Origin of the sequence: Thermodesulfitimonas autotrophica (genome assembly GCF_003815015.1) — a bacterium.
Taxonomy (GTDB): domain Bacteria; phylum Bacillota; class Desulfotomaculia; order Desulfotomaculales; family Ammonificaceae; genus Thermodesulfitimonas; species Thermodesulfitimonas autotrophica.
Genome location: NZ_RKRE01000003.1, coordinates 106,368 through 126,088, shown reverse-complemented (window position 1 = coordinate 126,088; position 19,721 = coordinate 106,368). Strand labels below are relative to the sequence as shown.

Genomic DNA, 19,721 nt, shown 5'->3' with positions numbered 1-19,721 from the left:
CCTCCTTTAAGCTTCTTCCCTGGCCGCCACCACTAAAAAAACCGGGTTGCCGCCCCGCAGCAAAGTCCTCTCCCCCACCCTTTCCCCCCGCACCACCGATAGGCCGGTGATTTCCCCCTGCCAGCCGGGCCACCGGAGCACCCCGGCCGCAATCGCCAAAGTCTCGAGGGTTACGGCGCTCACCACCAGCCGCCCCGTTGCCGGCAAGCGCTCCCGCAAGTAAGCCAAGATTTCTGGCAGCCGCCCGCCGCTGCCCCCCACAAACACCCGGTCCGGGCGCGGGAGCGCGCCTAAGGCCGCCGGCGCCTCCCCCGCCACCACGGTTAGGTTGGTAAGCCCGAAGCGTTCCCGGTTGGCCCGGATGAGTGCGGCCCGCTCCTCCTTAGCCTCAACCGCGAAGACCTTTCCCCCCGGCATCAGCCGCGCCGCCTCCACCGCCACCGAACCCGTGCCCGCGCCGACATCCCAGAAGACACCCGCTGGCGGGAGCCGGAGCTTCGCGAGCGCTACCACCCGCACCTCCTCACGGGTAAGCGGCGTCTCATCCCGTAAAAAGGCCGCGTCCGGAATGCCGGGCGTTACGTAAGGGAAATCAACCAAGGATGACCACCACCGCGTTGGGGAAAGGCGTAGAGACAACCGCAAGCTCCTGGGCCTTACCCGCAAAGCTTTTCTCTTCCGGAAGCGAGAGGTTGGAAAAAACGTGGACCCGCCGCTCCCCGAAACCGTGGGCTAAAAGCACAGCGCCCACCCGCTGGGGCGGGTACGCCGGTCCCGTGAAGACCAAGACCTTCGCCGCCCGGCGCACCGCATCCAGCAGCGCGACTTCGTTTTCTTCCCGCCCGTGCAAGCTGATAAACGCTGCGTCCTCGTAGCCGGTGCCGAGGCGGGCAAAGGCCAGCGCCGCCGCGCTGATCCCCGGCACCACCGTCACTGACAAATCGGGGTGCGCGCGCCGGAGCGTCCCTAAGAAGCTGAAAAGCCCCGGGTCACCCGAAACGAGCACCACCACGGGCACCTCCCGGCTCCGGGCCGCAACGGTAGCGGTAAGCTCCCGCCAGTTGCGCGTAATAAAGTAGCGTTCCACATCCGGCCCGCCTTCGATACCCCCAAGCACCCGCTCCCCGCCGACGAGCACCTTCGCCCCGCGGATGATCCGCCAGGCCGCGGGGGTGAGAAGATCAGGCGCCCCCGGCCCCACGCCGACCACGTAAACCCCGGGCGGCAATTCTCCGCCGCGCGCCGGCAAATTTACGCGGCAAGCCGCGGCAATTTCCCGCGCCCCCGCGTCGTAACCGAGCACTTCCCCGTCGCGGCCCAGCAGCACCGTTCCCACCCGCAGCTTCCCCCGGACAAAATCCTCCGCCCGCCGGCTCGCCCGCGCCGCCGCCGCCGCGAACACCCGCTCCAGTCCCGCCGCGCGCAGGAACGGCACCGCCTCTTCTACCGTAGGTGTCTCCAGCAGCCGCGCCACTAACGGCGGCGGGGCTCCTTCCGCGGCGGCCAAGGCGGCCAGGATCTCCCCGCGCGCGTCCGCCACCCGGCTGTGGGTGTGGAAAATACCGCCAGCAACCTTGAGGAGCTTGCCGAGGTGGCCGAAAAGCAGGATCGCCCTCGCCCCCGCGGCCGCCGCCCGCTCGAGCATGTAGCCGACAAAATTGCTTATCTGGACCACAGCCTCCGGGGGAAAGCCGTAACGTTCCACCGCTACCTTCTCCCCCGTCCGCCCCGGCACGAAGACGAGCTCCCGCCGCCCTTCGGCCACCGCCACGTCCACCGCGCAGCCGAGGCTTTCCCGGTAGGCCTCCTCCGACATCGGTTTGACAATCCCCATCGTCCCCAAGATCGAAATGCCCCCCACAATCCCCAGGCGCGGGTTGAAGGTCCTCGCCGCCACTTCCGCCCCGCCCGGCACGCTGATCGTCACTTCCGCCCCCCTACCCGGCGGCAGCACCGCCGCCACCTCCCGGAGAATGAGCCGCCGCGGCACCGGGTTGATCGCCGGCTCCCCCACCGGCACGGGCAGCCCCGGCCGCGTCACCACCCCTACCCCTTCGCCCCCGCGCAACACTATTCCTGCCGGCGCCGGCCGCACTTCCGCAAAAATTGTCAGCCCGTCCGTTACGTCCGGGTCGTCCCCCGCATCCTTCACCACCCCGCAGCGCGCCCACTCCTCTCCCCGCACCGCTTCCGCCACCGGCAGCCGGAGTTCCCGCCCTGCCGGGGTGACCACGGCCACCGCCGCCGGCGCTTCGCCCCGGAAAAGGAGCAGCGCCGCCGCCTTAGCTGCCGCCGCCGCGCACATCCCCGTGGTGTAGCCTTCCCGCAGCCGCTTCACCGCCCGCCCCTCCCCTCGCCAACGCCAGCCGCTACCGGTGGTAAAAGCGCCACGAGCGCCGCCAGATCGCGGGGCACTCTACCCCCGGCTACCAGGCCCCTTTCCCGCAGGGCCTGATAGAAACTGAGGACCACCGGGAGCCGCAGCCCCGCCCTCCTTACCAGCGCCGCGTCGGCAAAAACCGCCTCCGGCGCGCCGCCGGCCACCAGCGCGCCGCCGTCCAGAACGTAAACTATGTTGGCCCACGCGTAAGCCAGGTCCACATCCTGGGTAGCCAAGACAAGCGTGCGCCCGGAACCATGCTCCGCCACCAAAACCGCAAGCATGCGCTCCGTCTGGCAGGGATCAAGGCCGGCCGTAATCTCGTCGAGCAGTAAAACCGCCGGCTCCATGGCTAAAACGCTGGCCACACACAGCCGCTTCTTCTGGCCGTAGCTCAAAAAGTGGGGCGCCTTCTCCCTTAATTCCCAGAGGTCAACCCGCTCCAGCGCCGCCCGCACCCGGCTTTCCACCGCCGCCCAGTCGAGCCCCTGGTTAACCGGCCCGAAGGCCACCTCTTCCCAGACGGTGGGGGCAAAGATTTGCGCCTCCGGGTCCTGAAAAACGAGGCCTACACTCCGGCGGAGCAAAAGCAGCTCCCGCCGGTTTCGCCCCACCGCCGCGCCGCGAAAGCGGATCTCTCCGGCCGCCGGTCGCGCTAACCCCGCCAGCAGGAGAAAAAGGGTGGTCTTGCCCGCGCCGTTGGCGCCGAGCAGCGCCACCTTCGCCCCCGCCGGGATGGTAAGGCTTAAATTTTCGAGCGCCACCGTTCCGTCAGGGTAGGCGTAGCAAAGATCAACCGCTTCCAGAACCGGCTCCCGCACGGCCGCCACCTCCCCCGGAAAACTCCCCGCCCAGCCGCTCCTCGATGTACCCCTCCATCTCCAGGTAGACCGCCTCTATCTCCTGGCGCGTGGCGGCGTCGGCCTTCCACAACCCCCGGGCGATCGCCTCTAAGAGCCGGGCCGCGATATGCGCGAGTGCCCACGGGTTTACCGCCGCAAACCAGGTCCGCATCTCCGGGTCAAAAAGGTACCGCGCCGCCAACCCCGCGTACATCCAATCTTCGATCACCCGTGCGGTGGCGTCCCAGCCGAAAATGTAGTCCACCATGCGGGAAAGGTCACCTGCGCCCTTGAAGCCGTGCCGCTTCATCCCCGCGATGTACTTCGGGTTGAGTACCCGCGCCCGGAAGAGGCGCCGCGCTTCCTCGGCCAGGGTCCGCACCTGCACCCGGCGGGGGTCGGATGAGTCCCCTACGAAGCTCAAGGGCGCAGCGCCAAAAGCGCGCGCTGCGGCCACCATTCCCCCGTGGTAAGCGTAAAAGCAATCGTCGTCGAAGATATCCACTTCCCGGCTGTCTTCATTCTTCACCGTGCAGTCAAGCGTCGCCAGGCGCCGCGCGAAAACCGCTTTTGCCTCCCGCGCGTAGACCCGCCGCCCGTAAGCGTAACCGCCCCAGACAAGGTAGGCCGTCGCCAGGTCGGCCTCCTTTTCCCAGTTCTTATTATCGACCAGGTGGTTAACTCCCGCCCCGTAAGCCCCCGGCGGGTCGGAAAAAATCCGGAAAAGCGCTTCCTCGCTAGCGGTAGCCTGATCCTTTCCCGCCTGCAGCGCCGCAGTAAAGGCAGCCTGAAAATTGCGCCGGACCGGGTTTTCCGGCTCCTCTAACGCCGCCACCAGGCGCACCGCGTCATCTAAGAGGTGAACCACATTGAGGAAAGTATCCCGGAAGAGCCCGGAAACCCGGAGCGTCACGTCCACCCGCGGCCGGCCAAGCTCCTCCCGGGAGATTACCCTAAGTCCCTTCACCCGGCCTGTCGCCTCCTCCCAGACCGGCGCCACCCCGAGAAGGTAAAGCGCCGCCGCCACGTTTTCGCCGCCCGTGCGCATCTCCGTCGTGGCCCAGATCACCAGCCCCACATTCTCCGGATAGGTGCCCCGCGCCGCAAGATACCGGGTGAGAAGCGCCGCCGCCAGGCTTTTCCCCACTTCCCAGGCCGCGCGGGTGGGCACCGCCTGCGGGTCGACGGAATAGAAATTGCGCCCCGTCGGCAAAACGTCGAGCCGCCCCCGGGTCGGCGCCCCTGCTGGTCCCGGCGGAACGTACTGCCCCGCCAGGGCACCCACACAAGCCCCCACCTCTCCCTCTGTTGCCCGCAGCCGCGGCCAGACCTCTTCCGCCACAAAGCCGAGCATCCACTCTACCTCCGGGACCGCGCGACCGCAAACCGCCGCCACCAGCGCCGGAACACTTTCCCGCGCAAAACCGGCCGCCGCCAGGCGCCTAAGACACTCCCGGCACCTCTCTTCGACCTTTTCTAAGAGCGCCGCACCAGTCGCCCCAAACTCAGGCCACCAGCGTCCCGGCGCCGCCGCGAGCGCTTCGTAGTTGTAACCAAGCGCTGCCGCCACCGCTTCCCGCAAGGCCGGTACTTCGCCGTGGGGCAAGCGGCAGAGGCTCAGGAGCATTTCGACCAACCGCTCCCCCGCCGGCACCTCGCCCAGGATGTGCAACCCGTCGCGGATGAGGCTGTCGCCGATCTCGTGGAGGTAGCCGTGGAGCCGTTCTACAAAGGCCGGGAAGTCAGCGAATGCCGCCTCCTCGTCCACCGACAGGTCCCGGTCGAGGGAAGACTTAACCACCTGCTCCCAGATCCTTTTCTCGAGCACCGGCAGCTTCCCTGGGTCTAACTGCCGCGCCTCCTGGTACTCCCGGCAGAGCGTCTCTATCACCTCCAGTTCCCCGTACCTTCCGGCGCCCGTCATCACCGGCACTAGGTGGTCGACGACGCAGGCCCAGGCGCGCCGCTTGGCCTGCGTCCCCTCGCCCGGGTTGTTGACGATATAAGGGTAAACATTAGGCAACTCGCCAAGCGCCACGTCCGGGAAACAGGTCGCCGCCAGGCCCGCGCTTTTCCCCGGCAGCCACTCGAGCGTCCCGTGCTTCCCTAAGTGCAGCACCACGTCCGCGCCGAATTCCTCCTTGAGCCACCGGTAAAAGGCGAGATACTGGTAAGGAGGTGATAAGTCCGGGCTGTGGTAGGCCGCCTCAGCCTGAGCGTCAAAGCCCCGGGGCGGCTGGAGGCCCACGAAAACGTTGCCGAAAACCCTACCGGGAACCAGCAACTTCCCCCGGTAGCTTAAAACCTCGCCCGGTGGTGGCCCCCAGTTTTCTTGGAGCCGCTCCCGCACCGCCTCCGGCAGCCCGGCAAACCACTCCTGGTACTTTTCGGGCGGGACCTTCCCCACCGCCCGGCGCGCCATTTCTTCGGAAGGTAGCCAAGCGGTATCGTTGGTCATCCCTGCCAGCACCAGCCGGAAAAGAGCGGCTGGATCCTCCGGAAGCCCCTCCACCCGAAAACCCGCGTCCCGCAGCGCCATGAGCAGCCGGAAGAGGCTGGCCGGGGTGTCGAGCCCGAAGGCGCAGCCGATTCGGTCGGTGCGGGGCGGGTAGTTGTGCAGGATTACCGCCACCCGCCGCTCTCCCGGCGGCAGCCGCTTGAGTCTCGCCCAGTTCACCGCCAGCGCCGCCACCTTCACCGTCCGCTCGGCGTCGGGCCGGTAGCGGACCAGGGTGGCGCCAGTAAGCGGGTCGCGTTCCGTCTCCTCCCGGAAGGCAACCGGCACGGTGATCAGCTGGCCGTCAAACTCCGGCAGCGCCATGCTCATAATCACGTCGAGCGGCGCGAGCCCCTGCAGGCTCGCCACCCACTCATCCCGCGCGGTCACCGCCGCAATCGCCTTCACCACCGGCACGCCGAGCGTAAGGTAAAAGTTCTCCGGGGCCTGCCGGTTGTAAGTGGGTGTGGCCTGGGTCTGGGCAAACATCAGGGTGGAAATAACCGCGTCTACTGCCGGTTTTCCGTCCCGGCAGAGGAAATTCGCCACCACCCACGCGATCCCCCGGCTGCCGAGGGCCGCGCTCGGGGTGGCGTAGAGGAAAACCGGCAGCGCAACCGCACCCCTTGCCTCGACCGCGCTTACTAACTGGTCGATGAACGCTAAGTTTTCCGCCAGCCACCAACTCTGGTAAAAGAGAAGCGCGACCACGGGTTTTCCCGGCGCCACCGCCGCCCAGAAAGCTTCGGGCGTCACGAACCGCCCCAGCCGCGGGTGGTAGATTCCCTCCCAGGGAACCGGCTCCGGCGGGGGTGGGGGCGCCGCCCTGCCGGCCCGCCACAGGCACCAGCGCAGCAGCGCCGCAAAGTTGGTGCTCCCGCCGTAACTCACGTACCGGCGCAGAAGGTCGTAATCTGAGTCGCTTACGGTGCTCAGCGCCCGCAAAGCGGTATCGTCTTCCGCCGCTGTCGGCTGGGCGTGCAGCGCAATCCCGCGCTCCCGCGCCACGCTTGCCACGGCGTCAAACCCGGGCAGCGACTCCGGCCCGCCCATCAGGTGGAGGAAAACGAAGTCGCATTCCCGGGCGGCCGCGAGGAGCGCCTCTTCTCCGGCAGAGCCGCAAACGTCCCGCCGCGCCCGCGCAACAACCGTAAGCTTGCCCCGCTCTTCCTGGAGCACCGCCCGCACCGCGCGGGCAAGCGGCACCAGGTCTCCCTCTACGGCCGTGTAAAAAAGAACGCGGACCATCCTACTGCCCCCAAAGCCAGACTAAAACCAGCAGGGCGGTAAGTCCCGCGAAGCCGCCAACCGCCGCGCCGGAGCACTGGTGCTCCCGCGGCGGCACCAGCAGCGCATCCTGGTACCCCCGCGCCAGAAGCGCCGTGTAGAGATTCTGGGCGCGGTGGTAGGTGACCAGAAAGAGCTGGCCCGCCAGAAGGCCGAGGGAGTAAAGCCTTCCCCGCCACGACCGGTAACCGCCCCGCGCCGCCTGGGCCAGACAGATCCCGCGGGCAACCCGCTCCAGCACGAAAAGGTAGCGGTAGGTAAGCACGGCGATCTCGAGGGGCAGGGCCGGCACCCCTACCCGCCGCAGCACCCCCAGTACCGCCGGCAGCGGGGTCGTGAGCGCCAGGAAATAGAGGCAACTCACCGCCGCCAGCGCGCGGAGCCCTAAGACGTAAGCCTGGTTCAGCCCCGCGTCAGTAACGCCGACGCGCCAGGCCGCCACCTGGACACCCCACGTCACTGCCTCCCCCACGGTCACCACTAGCGCCAGCACACCAGGAAGCAAAAAGCCAAAGGGTAAAAGCAACAAGCGGAGCAAAAGGCAGAACGGCACGCCCGCGGCTAAAACCAGCACCACCGCCGCAAGGATGGTGGCAAGCGCCACCGCCGGTCCCCCCGTGAGTACGAGCCCTAGCGCCACCGCCGCAAAGGCGAGCTTCAGCGCCGGGTGGACCGCGCGCAGGCGGTTATGGTGGGCCCAAAAGTCAAAGGCGAGCATCATTCCCTGCTCCTGCGCCCCTTCAGGTAGCCGAGGTAGTAAAAGACAAAGCCGCTGCCCGCCGCCGCCTGCACCGCGAAGAGGAGGCTCTCAATCTCGCCGCTCGGCGGTTCCCAAAGCGGTTTGCACCAGGGCTTGTAGTCCGGCTTGATCTCGCTTACCACCTTCTCGGCCTGGTCATCCGCGCCGCCAAACTCCGCTCCTCGCTGCACATAAAGCGGGAAAACGGTCAGCGCCACCACTAAAAGCAGCAAAACGAGATTCTTAGTTCCCAGCGACACTCGCCTTCCCTCCCTCCGGCAAAATACCAAGCATCGCAAGCTCACTCCGGCCATGCCGCGCCAGCAGGTTGAAGACCACGACCGTGAGGAGCCCCTCGCTCACCGCCAGCGGCACCTGGGTTACCGCAAAGATTCCCATAAACTTCAGGAAGGGCCCCCAGATGCCATCCTGCGGGAAAGCCAGCGCCAACTGCAGGGAAGTCGTCACGTAAGTCAAAAGATCGCCCAGCGCGGCGGCGGCGAAAACCGCCCAGGAAAGCCGCAAAGGAGCAAGCAGCCGGTAGACGCCGTAGGCTACGAAGGGCCCCACCACCGCCATCGAGAAGGTGTTGGCGCCTAAGGTGCTCAGGCCCCCGTGCGCCAGCAAAAGCGCCTGAAAGAGCAACACGATCGCCCCCAAAACCGTCATCGGCGCCGGCCCGAAGAGCACCGCTCCCAGGCCCACGCCGGTCGGGTGGGAGCAGCTTCCCGTCACCGAAGGCAATTTGAGCGCCGAGAGAACAAACGTGAAGGCACCCGCCAGCCCGAGCAACATCTTTAGCCGCGGTTCACCCGCCACCCGCTGCCGGATCGCCACCAGCCCCCACACAAAAAACGGGAACGCTAACGCGTACCAGAAGAGACACCACTTCAGCGGCAAAAAACCCTCCATAATGTGCATCGCGTAGGCCGGCGGCGGCACGGCAAGGGCCACCAGCGCCAGACATGCCCATAACTTATAAGGATCGCGTTTCAACCCTGATCACCCTCCTCGAAAAAGACGTTCAACCTTATACCGACCTTAATAAAAACTAAAAACCCCGGTCGCTTCACGCCTAACCGGGGTCAAAACGGCATAAAAACACCATTTCGCGACCCCCTTCCCGCGAAGGACGTCGGAACACCGCTTGGGGCAGGTCTCCTGGCTTCCGTTCCTCGCCACCTCTAACCTTCCCGAGTCCATAAGAACCCAGTGGCTAATCTTAGAGGTGGCTCCCGGTTACAGTGGCGGGGCCGCGCAGGATTTGCACCTGCTTCCCTATTCTCCCCGCCCAGCACGCAGCAAGTCTGCGTGCCGGGTAGGGCACCCCGGCGGTTCAAGCCCTATTCAGTTTGGGAGTTATTATAAAGCCTCAGCCGCATCGAGTTCAAGAACCAGGTGGAGAATGGTCAGATTTCAGCAGCGAACGGCCAACCCTACCGCCAAAACGAACACTTCTAACACCTCGTTAACCGCCCCGTAAGTGTCGCCCGTCAGCCCGCCCAGATGTTGCTTGAAGAAGGCTCCCATAAAGAGTACGAGCATTAAAGCGGCCAGCGCGAGGCATAAGCCCGCCCATCCCCTAATAAGGAAGGCGATCCCGAGAGCAAAAACCGTCGCGGCCACCGTTTCCCGCCACGTAGTGTAATCCTTATAGATCCGCCCCTGGCCTTGCGGCCGTGCGTAGGGGAAAAGAAGGATCGCCCAGACCATCCCCCACCGGCTCACCACCGGCGCCAGTAAAAGGAGGTGCCAAGCACCGTCTAAAGACGCCAACAGGGAAAAGCGGAGCAACAGTAGCGTAATCCCGCCCATCACGCCAAAAGCGCCGACCCGACTATCCCGCATGATCGCCAGCCTCCGGGCAGCGTCCCGCCCGCCTAGACCGTCAACCGTATCGATAAAACCGTCGACGTGCATCCCACCGGTCAAGAGCAGCCCCAGCGCGACTAAAAGAGCCGCTACCACCAGCGGCGGGAAGATAAGCCCCGCCAGGTAGTAAACGCCCACAGACAAACCGCCGAGCAGGAAGCCGACTACCGGAAAGAATGCTGCTCCCCGGCCCAAAACCGCGGGTTCAAAGGGGACATTACCCACCGGCAGGCGGGTCAGGTTCTGCACCGCCAGCAGGAAGGATAAAGCCAGCCCGACCAAAAACCTCATTGTTTACCAACCAACCCCAAAGGCAACCAAAGCGCGCAGACTCACCCCTACAAGCAGCGCCATCCCTGCCACTACGTAAAGGAGCCGCACAGCAGCCGCAATATGCTCGGGGTGGAGCTCCCCGAGCGGATCGCCAAGATACGGGCGAAAGCTTGGGACGCCCTGATAGGTCGCCGGACCACCGAGGCGTACCCCTAAGAAACCCGCCACTGCGGCCTCAGAAATACCGCTGTTCGGGCTCGGGTGCTTCTGTCCGTCACGCCGGATCGTCCGCCAAACCCGCCGCCAATCTCCCCGTAGTAAAACCGCGGCAAGAATGAAGAGCCCTCCGGCCAGCCGCGCCGGAAGAAAATTCGCTAGATCGTCGAGCCTGGCCGCCGCCCAGCCTAGGTAGTGGTACCTTTCGTTGCGGTATCCCACCATCGAATCGAGCGTGTTCACGGCCCGGTAGGCAAGTGCCAGTGGCGCCCCACCGATAAAAGCGTAAAAAAGCGGCGCCACCACCGCGTCCACCGTATTTTCCGCGACGCTCTCTACCGCCGCCCGCACCACGCCCTGCACGTCCAGCGCCGCCGTATCCCGTCCCACAATCGCCGCCACCCGCTCGCGGGCTACCGGAAGATTACCCGCTACAAGGGGGCGCCGCACCGCCCCCGCCGCTGCCGCTAACCCCTTAAGTGCCAAGGTCGTGGCGACTATGTACACCTCGGCCGTCAGCCCCAAAACTTGATGCCACCGCGCGAGAACCGCCAGTCCCAACTTTACAGCCCAGAAAACCCCTACCGGCAGCAGGAGCGCGAGAAAAACGCCTCCAAGCCGCAAAGCAAATGGCCGCCGGGCAAAACGGCGGATAACTTTTTCTAAAAAAACGATAACCCGGCCGAAAAAGCGCACCGGGTGGGGTAACCAGTAAGGATCAGCAATCAGGAGGTCTACTATAAACGCGGCTACCACAACAACTGCCGTTTTCATCCAGACTCCGCCGTAAACCCCGGAAAGAAAAGCTCTTTCACCCGGTTAACCAACTCGTTGATTAAATGGGGTAGGGGTTCGCCCCGGTAACCAACCAGCTCAATTTGCCCGCGGATTAAAGGAAGAAGAATTTTCGGCGCCGCACAGGAGGCCACCGCTTCGGCTATCCGCGGCGTCACTTCGCCGAGCATACTGTTCGGCACCAAGATACCAAGGGGGCCGACAACCAAATCAACGCGCGGCATATTCCAGACGATGGCGTTCTCGCCACTTGCCCCCTCGTTTGCCCCCGCTTTCAGCATCACCGACGTTGCCAGGGCGTTCGTGCCGAGGGCCAGGATTTCCACGTCTTCCGGGAGTTCCCGCCGCAGTTTTTCGGTGATGTGTTTGCCGATGCCGCCTCCCTGACCGTCGATGACTGCAATTCGCATACCCTGTCCCCTTTCAGGGACCAATTATAACACAGGGAGACAGCAGAAGAAAAGGCCTCCGGCGAAGCCTGATCAGCTGTCAGCATTTTAATTTGTTAGAAATAATTCCCAGGTTGTGTATAACTTTGTGAATAAATTTTGTAGCGGTTACGAATTTTGGCTTTCGCTGGAACGCAACCTGGATTCGAGTTCGATGATCTGCTGGTTTTTCTTTAAAAGCGACCGGGCATAACGCGCGTTCGCCCGCTGCAGGCGCCGGTTTTCTTTTTCCAGCCGCTTCAGGAAAAGGTTCCGCTCGGCCTCAACCTTTTCGAGAAGGTGAAGCAGCACCCTCCTGCTCAGCCGCACCTGCGCTAATTTCTCCTCCGTCTCCCGCAACCGCACCTTGAGCCTGCTGATTTCCTCCTCCTGGAACAAGAGCAAACCCTCCCTCTCCTTCGGCCCAGTTCCAGGAATAGTATTATGCCAAACTGTCAAAATTTAGACGTGTTCCTGGCTGCCCGGTAAAGCCTTTCCACCGCGCTATACCCAACCACCGCCGTCCCTAAAGGATACCGGCGGTCCGGCCCGTGATAGTCCGAACCGCCGGTTACAATCAAGCCGTACCGCGCCGCCAGTCCCCGGAAGTACTCTTCCTGTTCTGGAGCGTGTTCTGGGTAAACCGCCTCAATCCCGCAAAGCCCGGCAGGCACCAATTCTTCCAGCAGGTCCGCACCCCCACTTACCCCTGGATGGGCGAGCACGGCCGCACCGTTAGCATCCCTGATCAGCTGGACCGCATCGACCGCCCGGAGCCGCGCCCGCGGCACGTAGGCAGGACAGCCCCGGCCAAGCCACCGGGCAAAAGCCTCTTCTACCGTCCGGACAACCCCCTTCTGCACCAGCAAAAAAGCAATATGCGCCCGGCCAACCACCCCGGAAGCTAAGGCAGCGACTTCTGGTAGGGTAACCGGAATGCCGTGGCTCTTGAGTTTCGCGACTATCTTTGCCGCGCGGGCTTGACGCTGCTCAGCCAGCCAGGCCAACTTAGCCCGCAGCGAAGAATCATTATGGTCAATAAAATAGCCGAGGATGTGCACCTCACGGTCGTTTTCTTCCGTGCTGATCTCAACCCCCGGCACAACCGTGATCCGTTGCTCCGCCCTGGCCAGCGCCGCCGCAACACCACCAACAGTATCGTGGTCCGTTATCGCAATCGCCGCTAAACCCATAGCGACCGCCCGCTCCACCACCTGCTCCGGCGTCTCCGCGCCGTCGGAGGCCGTGGTATGGACGTGCAGGTCACAGTAACCCTGATTCTTATTGCCAGACATCACGGAACACCCGTAAAAAATTTTGCCCAAGAACCTTCCGGATATCCTCTTCCCGCCAACCGCGCCGCTCTAACGCCCCTGTGATGGCGGGTAAACAAGAAGGATCTTCAAGACCCGCTACCGTTTGCGGCGTCCCGTCAAAATCGGAACCTAACCCCACACACGCCACGCCGCCTACAGCCGCCAGGTGCTCGATATGGTCCACCACTCTTTCGAGGGTAGGCTTCTCCGGGTCAACAAATTCGGGCACGAAACTCACGCCAATAACACCGCCCTTTGCTGCCAGCGCCCGCACCTGCTCGTCCGTAAGGTTCCGTGGGTGGTCGCAGAGAGCCCGCGCGTTAGCGTGCGAGGCGATCACCGGCAGCCGCGATAGGCGGAGCACATCCCAGAAGCCCGCCGGCGCCAGGTGCGCCACATCGACCACCATCCCCAGCCGTTCCATCTCCCGCACCACTTCCCGGCCGAAACTGGTCAGCCCACCGCCCGTCCCGCTTTCCAGCACGCCGTCCGCCAATTCGTTTCGCCCGTTCCAAGTTAGCGTGAGACAGCTAACGCCCAACCGGCGAAGTACCCGCAGGACGCCCAGGCTCCCCTCCAGCACGTGCCCCCCTTCTACGCAGAGGGCGGCACCGATCTTCCCGGCGACCAGCGCCCCTTCCAGGCTCGCCCGGTCACAGACTGGCATAAGCTCCCCCGCGTAAAGAGAGAGGAAACGGTAAAAGGTATCGATCTGCTCCAGTGCCCGGCGCAAGTAGCTCCCGCGGTGGCGCGGCGCTACAAAAACCGCGAAGCACTGGAGGTTAACGCCCCCCTGCTTCAGTCTCTCCGGAGTAACTTGGCCCGCCGCCTCTTCTCCCCGCAACGCCGTCTGGTGCACCAGGAGGGAAAGGGTATCACAGTGGGCATCAACTACCGGCGCGGCGCGATGCAGCCGGGAAATCCCTTCAGGCCCCATCAAGATAAAAAAAAACCCCTTTCCGGCTCGCCCGGCAGGAGGTAAATGCATAACCCGCTGCTATCTTGGCTCTACAATGATCTTAATCGCCGTTCTTTCCTCCCCATCGATCATAACATCGGTAAAAGCCGGAATACATACCAGATCCATACCGCTCGGCGCCACAAAACCCCGGGCAATCGCAATCGCCTTCACCGCCTGGTTGACGGCTCCGGCACCAATCGCCTGGATTTCGGCTGAACCCCGCTCCCGCAACACCCCGGCCAAGGCACCGGCTACAGAATTTGGGTTGGATTTTGCCGAAACCTTGAGGATATCCATCCGCTTGCCCCCCTTACTTAGACTGATGCGTTAATCGCTTCTAAGACCGTTCGCCGGAAAAAATTTTTGGTGGTTACTTTTACCTACCCGCCTTTCTTTCTCTTCACCCAAAACTATATTCGCGGTCAAGAGGAAAATTCCTCCGGTAGCGGGCAGATTAAGATGAAAAAAATGCTAAATGGGCAGGAATATTCCTGCCCATCGCTTAAGAGGTGTTTCTTGACTTTCAGCCGGCTCCTACCCGGCTAAACATCGCAAATTCGCGCGTCTACAGTTTCCGGCTCTTCCGGCCGCACCATCCTCAGTGGTGTTCGTGCTCCTCCGGCATAATCTTAAAGTTCTCGACGAAGAAGCAGTAGGCCATGATGAGCAGGCTTACCAGGCCGATGCTAATCGAAAACTCCATCCAATGCGGGAAGTACCAACCGCCCATTGCCTGGTACATACTGGTAAAGACCACGTTCATCCGGTTGAGCATAACACCGATTACGATGAGCACGGCCGCCGTTACCATACCCGGGACACTTTCCCTGATGTGCTTTTTGGCTAAGAGGATGATCGGGATAATCACGCCGATAACCATCTCTAACAGGAAGAGGTTAGAAGGTGTGGAGCCGTCGAACATATCGAGGAAATGACCGCGGTAAACCAGGTCGATAACCTTAAGTACCAGATAGATGACCATGAGCCACATAGCGGCCTTAAGAAGCGGCGCCAGAAGCGGTACCTCGTGGCGGAAATCCTTCTTGTAAGCCTTGGACGCTAAGACACCCTCTACCACACACATGGCGGGTCCCACAAAAGCCGCCGAAAGGAAGAAGAAAAGGCCAATGAGCATGGACCACCAGAGCGGGTTCTGCCGGTCAATCATCGCGATATAAAGTGCACCTAACGCCGACTGGTGGAGAAAACCGATGACCAACCCGGCAACGAAAATCACGGGGAGAATCTTATCGAAAATCTCCTTCAACCGTGGTGCGTTGACGCGCTCAAAGAAGATGTGGCCGAACTGGAGGGTCATAACCGCCTGGTAGCCGATCACGCAGAGGAGAACTACGAAGAGCCACGAGTGGTAACCCCACGAAACAAAGGGCCGCCAGAAGTTGTACCAGCGACCGAGGTCCATGAGCACCCCGAGCGCCACCACAATGTAACCAAACCAGGCCGTTATAAGCGACGCGCGGGCGATATACTTGTACTGCTTGAGGTTCAGAATGTGCGCCACGAAAACGGTGAAGAAACCACCGGCCGCCAAGGCGATCCCGCACAGGTCGTCAAACGCGATCCAGAGCCCCCACGGCCACTGGTCGTTCAGGTTCGTAGCCGGTCCCAGGCCCTGGGTTAAACGGTAAATCATCGAAAAGGCCATAAGTCCTATCAAGGCAAAGGCCAGCACCCGGTAGCCGCTCATGGCGAAAGACCATTTGCCGCCGAAGACAGCATCGTAATCCGTAAAGTCACTTTCTTTTTTCACCGGACGCTCTTCTTTGTAAATCTCAATTTCCGCATGTTCCACATGCGCCATCCCCGTTTTCGCCTCCTTACTTTAAATTCCGCGTGGGCCCACAAATTACCAGCCGGTCCACCCCTTAATGCTCCTTCTCCTCCTTACTCTTGTTGGCCACATATAGTGTCGCCATTGCCGCCCCGTAAACTGCAGCCACACCGAGCGTCCACATTAACGCCTGGTCGGTGTACTCCGGAACGGCTCGGCCGGTAATCCTGCCGTCCTGCACCGTCTTCATTCCGAGTTGCTCAAAGGGGACATCAGAGATCATGAGGAGCGACGTGCCGCCGACTTCCTTTTCGCCGTATATGTAGTCGACGTATTGACCAGGGTTTTGCTTAATCCGCGACCGCGCTTCGTTGAGCAGCATCTGCCGGTCACCGAAGATGACCGCCCGCGTCGGACAGGCAGAAACGCAAGCCGGCGGCGCCCCAATCTTTGTCCGCTCGTAGCACATCCGGCATTTCTGTACCTCGGGGAAAAGTTCGTCCCACTGGTACTTCGGGACGCTGAAGGGGCAACCCATCATGCAGTAGCGGCAGCCGACGCACTTCGAGCGGTTGTAAAGCACGGCTCCCTCCGGTGTTTTATAAAAGGCGTGCGCGAAGCAGACCGCCTCGCAGGTGGGCCGCTCGCAGTGAAAGCAGGAACGCCGTACGAAGCGCCACATGCTCTTGTTACCCCGCTCGATCAGATAAGCGTGAATCCTTATCCAGTTGTTCCCCGTTAAAGGATCCTTGCCGTCCCAGTCCTTCTTGAGTTTCTCAAGCCGCCGGTCCATCCCGCTATCCAGGGGTAGTTCGTTCATGCCGCCCTTAGTTGGCACCAGATATCCCTTGTTGTACTGCCTGCAGGCAGCAACGCAGGCCCGGCAGCCAATACATTTGGTAACATCGAACAAGAACCCGTAACCCACTCTCTTACACCTCCAGTTTTCAAGAAGACGTTGGCGCGATGCTCACAACCCTTTCCCGGCCGACCTCGCTACTGGGGTAGAAGAAAGCCCCAGCCTTCCGCATCAAGGCTCCGGCGCATCCCTGCCGCACGGTAACCGGCGCGAACCGGATCACCGCCCGCGCCAGACGCCGCCAAACCCACCGTCCTGGCTGCCCGATCCATCCCGGCCGGAACGCACTCCGCCACCTCGGCGGCAACCAGGTTGATATCCGGAATTCTTTCCCCGCCGTAGTCCCATCTCGTTTCGCGGAGAGAGTCAGGTATACATCCGCCTTGCCCGTACGCATCACGCACGGCTTTGAAAAGCCTGTCGGCTATCCAGAGCGGCGCCCGCGCGTCTCCCGAAGGCTCAACCGCCCTGGCGCACCACTGAACCCAGCGTCCTTGACAGAGAAGCGAACCCTCTTTTTCCCACGGCGCTACCGCAGGCAGGAGGAAAACCTCCGCTCCGGGCCAAAACTGAAGAACTCGTTGGCGTTTGCGCTGCAGCTCTTCCTTACTCTTAAACCAGTCAACTAGAGCAAGCCATTCGAGGCCCGGGAACCAATCTGTCGCCTCTTCCGTGAGTAGAAAATCACCCCCCCAGATGAGCACACCTTTAATCCTTTCGCTCGCCAGTAATTCAGCCCCCGTTTTTAGCGGAAATCCTATCCGGCGTAAAAAAGTTACGGCACCTGGATACCGGTTGCGGCTTACTACCGGTATGCCAAGTGCCCGTGCAAACTTACTTAAGAGATAAACCTCTTCGTTGTATAAAAAGAGATCAGCCCACAGAATCACAACACCCCGGACTTCTCCCGTTCCTTCATCATCCAGGGTTGCCTCCCCCACCGCTCTTATTCGCCCCGCAACTGAACGCAATACCCAACCCCAGTCCCGCACTTCCCACGCCTCTGCTCCAGCAGGACGATAAAACAGGGTGCTTCCGCCTGCCCCGCGCTCGCTTCTCAGAAGGCTTAGTTCGAGAAGCGATACGCCCTCACTACACAAAAAACCCTGGTTTACCGGGTGGTCAGGATCCCCTTCAAAGCCCGCCACCGCGCCGTCCTGCACCGTCAAAAGTACACCGCAACCGAAGTCACAACCCGGACAAACCACCGGAACTTCTCTTAACTGATCTATATTTGTAAGGCTTAATATTTCCGCCGGCAATCCTTTACCTTTCGCTTCCCTGCGGGGGTGAGATACGGGGCTCAAACCGCCGAGGCTTTTAAGAAAATCCCGTCGCGAGATCTTCTGCAAACCGGAAAGCACCCCCCTCCCTCACGAAAAAAGCGAAAGATACGGGAAAATGCGTGAAAAGTTATTGCCTTCACTATATCACTCTCTTGAAAAAGTGTCAATAATCACCGCCTGTAGCCGCCAGGTAAACCGTTCCGTAACCAACCGCCGCCTGCCTGCCGAAATTACCCGCTGGTACCTTCTCCCGCCAAAGGCAAATAAAAGGAGAGCCCACCCGGGTAAGGCGGCCCCTCGTCAAGTGGGGGCAGCGTTATCGTCCACTTTTATATCCGAGGGGTTGTGGGCTCTCGCTTTGGGAGACCCGCAGAATACGTTTGGTTTTCAGTGAAAATCGTCCGGTTCGAGATACGGCCGGTCGATATCCACCATCGCGTTTACCATCAGCTCGACCAGACCACCGTAATTGATCCGGTACTTATCCCAGAGTTTGTAGTGGGCGATGGCGTCTCTGATAGCTCCCTTGCAGTTAGAGCAGGGCGCACAGAGGTATTTATACGGGTATTTGTTCGGGTCGAGTTCGTTTCTGAAGGCCTCGAGGGTTTGCTTCATTTTCATCCTGGTCGAAACCTTGTTCCGCCACTGCGGGAAATTCATGGACTGCATGATTGCCAAGCCCCCGCCGCCGCCGCAGCAGTAGTTGTAAACGCTGTTGGGAGTCATCTCCCGGAACTGCGGGCACAGCGCTTTGAGCGCGTAACGCTGTGGGGTAACGATACCCATCAGCCGCACCATGTTACAGGGGTCGTGCAGCGTCACCGGGAAGTTATTCCGGCTCGGATCGAACTTGATAACGCCGCTTTTGATGATCTCCCACAGGAGCGGCAGACAGCCTTCGCGCGGCATTTCCGAGCTTGATAAACTCGCGGGCAGGACCCGGTCCGCTACGACCACCAGCGCCTTGGTCGCGTGACCGCACTCACCCACCACGATCTTCTTAACGCCGAGTTTCTGGGCTATTTTGACATGCCGCTGCGCCACCCGCGCCAGCTCAACGTCGTCGTTCCAGAGGCCGTAGTTTACGGCGTCGTATCCGACCACGTCGCTCGAAAGCGTCCAGCTGATCCCCGCCGCCTCGAAGATGATCGCAAAGGCTTCCGGATTCTCGGGCCACGAGAGGTACTCACCGGCGTTATGGATCAGCAGGATGTCGGCGCCCTTTTTATCAACCGGAATCTTGATGCTCTTGCCGGTCCGGTCACCGATATCCTCCTCCATGAACTGCACAGTTTCCTTGAAACCACTAGGAGTCATCTGGGTAGACGAACCGATGGTGAGGTGATAGACACAGCCCTTTTCTAAGATTTCCGGCGCCGCGATGCCGAACTCCTGGCTGAAGAGCTTCCGGAGCTCCCGGGCGATCATTCCGTTATCTACGCCCATTGGGCAGCGCTGGGCACACCGGCGGCAGATGGTGCAGCGGTGGCACGACTCTGCAAGGCGCAGCACCGTCCGCCAGTTGAGGTCGATGTCGGCACCCACGAAACGTCCCAAAAGTCTTCCTTCGGGGGTGAAATATTTCTTGTAGATGCGGCGCAGGACCTCAGCCCTGTAGGTGGGCCGGTAGATCTCCTGCCGCCCGCTACCCAAGTAAGCGTGGCAGGCATCAGCACAGGTCTGGCACTTAACGCAGTAGTCCATCGAGAGGCGGAAAACCTGAACGAAGGTCCAGCTCTCCTGCGGGTCGAAGAGCTTCTGGAGGCCGCTTAAAAACTTATGAACAAGCGCGTCTTCTTCTTCTTTGCTTTTAGGCTTCGGCAGCCCCATATCGGTATGGCCGTCGAAACTTAAATCGTACTTTTCCCACCAGCTCGCCGGCGCCGGTTTAAAGGGTTCTTCTTCGTCGAGGTACGGTAGCGGCATCAGATCCGCCACTGTGAGGTTAACGAGCGGTTCGTCGCCAGGCCTGGAAATGTCCTTAAGACCGACCTTCTTTCTGGCAGCGGCCACTTCCGCCATAACTTATCCCTCCTTAAAAATCTATCCCTAAGATAAGGGGCTCCCTAGCGCGCTCATCCCCCTCCTTCCTCCTAATCCTTTCCAAACTCCTAAATTATTAGAATTTTCAAATAATAACTTTACATATGCTCACTATATTGATAACACCTTTCCTGT

The 19,721-nt window shown here is 61.7% G+C and carries 18 protein-coding genes and 1 riboswitch; all 18 genes read right to left on the bottom strand.

Translation table 11 applies throughout. The annotated features are described in order from the left end of the window. Window positions 1-6: 6 nt before the first annotated feature. Window positions 7-600: a precorrin-6Y C5,15-methyltransferase (decarboxylating) subunit CbiT gene (cbiT, locus tag EDD75_RS08015; RefSeq protein ID WP_123930800.1), complete on the bottom strand. Its 594-nt coding sequence runs from the start codon at window positions 598-600 to the stop codon at window positions 7-9. Further along, the gene (gene cbiD, locus EDD75_RS11225) at window positions 593-2,338 is read right to left on the bottom strand and encodes a cobalt-precorrin-5B (C(1))-methyltransferase CbiD (RefSeq protein WP_170157772.1); all 1,746 of its coding nucleotides are present in this window, start codon (window positions 2,336-2,338) and stop codon (window positions 593-595) included. The genes cbiT and cbiD overlap by 8 nt, the downstream gene beginning before the upstream one ends. Further along, a complete protein-coding gene (locus tag EDD75_RS08005; protein WP_170157771.1) occupies window positions 2,335-3,201 on the bottom strand; it encodes an energy-coupling factor ABC transporter ATP-binding protein in 867 nt (288 codons plus the stop codon). The genes cbiD and EDD75_RS08005 overlap by 4 nt, the downstream gene beginning before the upstream one ends. Next, complete coding sequence (gene cobN / locus EDD75_RS08000) at window positions 3,173-6,967, bottom strand: cobaltochelatase subunit CobN (protein WP_123930794.1); 3,795 nt, start codon at window positions 6,965-6,967, stop codon at window positions 3,173-3,175. Before cobN ends, EDD75_RS08005 begins: the two co-directional genes overlap by 29 nt. A gap of 1 nt (window position 6,968) precedes the next feature. Beyond that, complete coding sequence (cbiQ, locus tag EDD75_RS07995; protein WP_123930791.1) at window positions 6,969-7,727, bottom strand: cobalt ECF transporter T component CbiQ; 759 nt, start codon at window positions 7,725-7,727, stop codon at window positions 6,969-6,971. Then, a complete protein-coding gene (locus tag EDD75_RS07990) occupies window positions 7,724-8,005 on the bottom strand; it encodes an energy-coupling factor ABC transporter substrate-binding protein (RefSeq protein WP_245963134.1) in 282 nt (93 codons plus the stop codon). The genes cbiQ and EDD75_RS07990 overlap by 4 nt, the downstream gene beginning before the upstream one ends. Next, window positions 7,989-8,741: an energy-coupling factor ABC transporter permease gene (locus EDD75_RS07985; protein WP_245963133.1), complete on the bottom strand. Its 753-nt coding sequence runs from the start codon at window positions 8,739-8,741 to the stop codon at window positions 7,989-7,991. Before EDD75_RS07985 ends, EDD75_RS07990 begins: the two co-directional genes overlap by 17 nt. Window positions 8,742-8,879: 138 nt before the next feature. Next, window positions 8,880-9,091: riboswitch (cobalamin riboswitch) on the bottom strand. 70 nt (window positions 9,092-9,161) lie between these two features. Next, window positions 9,162-9,908, bottom strand: coding sequence for an adenosylcobinamide-GDP ribazoletransferase (gene cobS, locus EDD75_RS07980; RefSeq protein ID WP_123930785.1), 747 nt, complete (start codon window positions 9,906-9,908; stop codon window positions 9,162-9,164). A 3-nt stretch (window positions 9,909-9,911) separates the two neighbouring features. After that, a complete protein-coding gene (gene cbiB, locus EDD75_RS07975; RefSeq protein WP_123930781.1) occupies window positions 9,912-10,880 on the bottom strand; it encodes an adenosylcobinamide-phosphate synthase CbiB in 969 nt (322 codons plus the stop codon). Continuing rightward, window positions 10,877-11,311: a DUF3842 family protein gene (locus EDD75_RS07970; protein WP_123930778.1), complete on the bottom strand. Its 435-nt coding sequence runs from the start codon at window positions 11,309-11,311 to the stop codon at window positions 10,877-10,879. The genes cbiB and EDD75_RS07970 overlap by 4 nt, the downstream gene beginning before the upstream one ends. A 147-nt stretch (window positions 11,312-11,458) precedes the next feature. Beyond that, window positions 11,459-11,734, bottom strand: a complete 276-nt coding sequence (locus EDD75_RS07965) for a translation initiation factor 2 (protein ID WP_123930775.1) — start codon at window positions 11,732-11,734, stop codon at window positions 11,459-11,461. A gap of 50 nt (window positions 11,735-11,784) precedes the next feature. After that, window positions 11,785-12,624 (bottom strand): PHP domain-containing protein, encoded by an 840-nt coding sequence (locus tag EDD75_RS07960; protein WP_123930771.1) that lies wholly within the window; start codon window positions 12,622-12,624, stop codon window positions 11,785-11,787. Beyond that, entirely contained in the window at window positions 12,611-13,582 is a 972-nt protein-coding gene (locus EDD75_RS07955) for a dipeptidase (RefSeq protein WP_123931957.1), read from the bottom strand. The genes EDD75_RS07960 and EDD75_RS07955 overlap by 14 nt, the downstream gene beginning before the upstream one ends. Window positions 13,583-13,642: 60 nt before the next feature. Continuing rightward, the gene (locus EDD75_RS07950) at window positions 13,643-13,903 is read right to left on the bottom strand and encodes a stage V sporulation protein S (RefSeq protein ID WP_123930768.1); all 261 of its coding nucleotides are present in this window, start codon (window positions 13,901-13,903) and stop codon (window positions 13,643-13,645) included. A 301-nt stretch (window positions 13,904-14,204) separates the two neighbouring features. Further along, window positions 14,205-15,428 (bottom strand): NrfD/PsrC family molybdoenzyme membrane anchor subunit, encoded by a 1,224-nt coding sequence (nrfD, locus tag EDD75_RS07945; RefSeq protein WP_123930765.1) that lies wholly within the window; start codon window positions 15,426-15,428, stop codon window positions 14,205-14,207. A gap of 64 nt (window positions 15,429-15,492) precedes the next feature. Next, the gene (locus EDD75_RS07940) at window positions 15,493-16,326 is read right to left on the bottom strand and encodes a 4Fe-4S dicluster domain-containing protein (protein WP_123930762.1); all 834 of its coding nucleotides are present in this window, start codon (window positions 16,324-16,326) and stop codon (window positions 15,493-15,495) included. A gap of 68 nt (window positions 16,327-16,394) precedes the next feature. After that, window positions 16,395-17,465, bottom strand: a complete 1,071-nt coding sequence (locus EDD75_RS07935) for a molybdopterin-binding domain-containing protein (protein WP_170157770.1) — start codon at window positions 17,463-17,465, stop codon at window positions 16,395-16,397. A 465-nt stretch (window positions 17,466-17,930) separates the two neighbouring features. Beyond that, a complete protein-coding gene (locus EDD75_RS07930) occupies window positions 17,931-19,565 on the bottom strand; it encodes a (Fe-S)-binding protein (protein WP_123930756.1) in 1,635 nt (544 codons plus the stop codon). Window positions 19,566-19,721: the final 156 nt, after the last annotated feature.

Bases quoted from the DNA above. Each gene is read 5' to 3' on its own strand.
- cobN (WP_123930794.1), bottom strand. From the start codon at position 6,967: ATGGTCCGCGTTCTTTTTTACACGGCCGTAGAGGGAGACCTGGTGCCG.
- cbiQ (WP_123930791.1), bottom strand. From the start codon at position 7,727: ATGATGCTCGCCTTTGACTTTTGGGCCCACCATAACCGCCTGCGCGCG.
- cobS (WP_123930785.1), bottom strand. From the start codon at position 9,908: ATGAGGTTTTTGGTCGGGCTGGCTTTATCCTTCCTGCTGGCGGTGCAG.
- cbiB (WP_123930781.1), bottom strand. From the start codon at position 10,880: ATGAAAACGGCAGTTGTTGTGGTAGCCGCGTTTATAGTAGACCTCCTG.
- EDD75_RS07970 (WP_123930778.1), bottom strand. From the start codon at position 11,311: ATGCGAATTGCAGTCATCGACGGTCAGGGAGGCGGCATCGGCAAACAC.
- EDD75_RS07960 (WP_123930771.1), bottom strand. From the start codon at position 12,624: ATGTCTGGCAATAAGAATCAGGGTTACTGTGACCTGCACGTCCATACC.
- EDD75_RS07955 (WP_123931957.1), bottom strand. From the start codon at position 13,582: ATGGGGCCTGAAGGGATTTCCCGGCTGCATCGCGCCGCGCCGGTAGTT.
- EDD75_RS07950 (WP_123930768.1), bottom strand. From the start codon at position 13,903: ATGGATATCCTCAAGGTTTCGGCAAAATCCAACCCAAATTCTGTAGCC.
- nrfD (WP_123930765.1), bottom strand. From the start codon at position 15,428: ATGGCGCATGTGGAACATGCGGAAATTGAGATTTACAAAGAAGAGCGT.
- EDD75_RS07930 (WP_123930756.1), bottom strand. From the start codon at position 19,565: ATGGCGGAAGTGGCCGCTGCCAGAAAGAAGGTCGGTCTTAAGGACATT.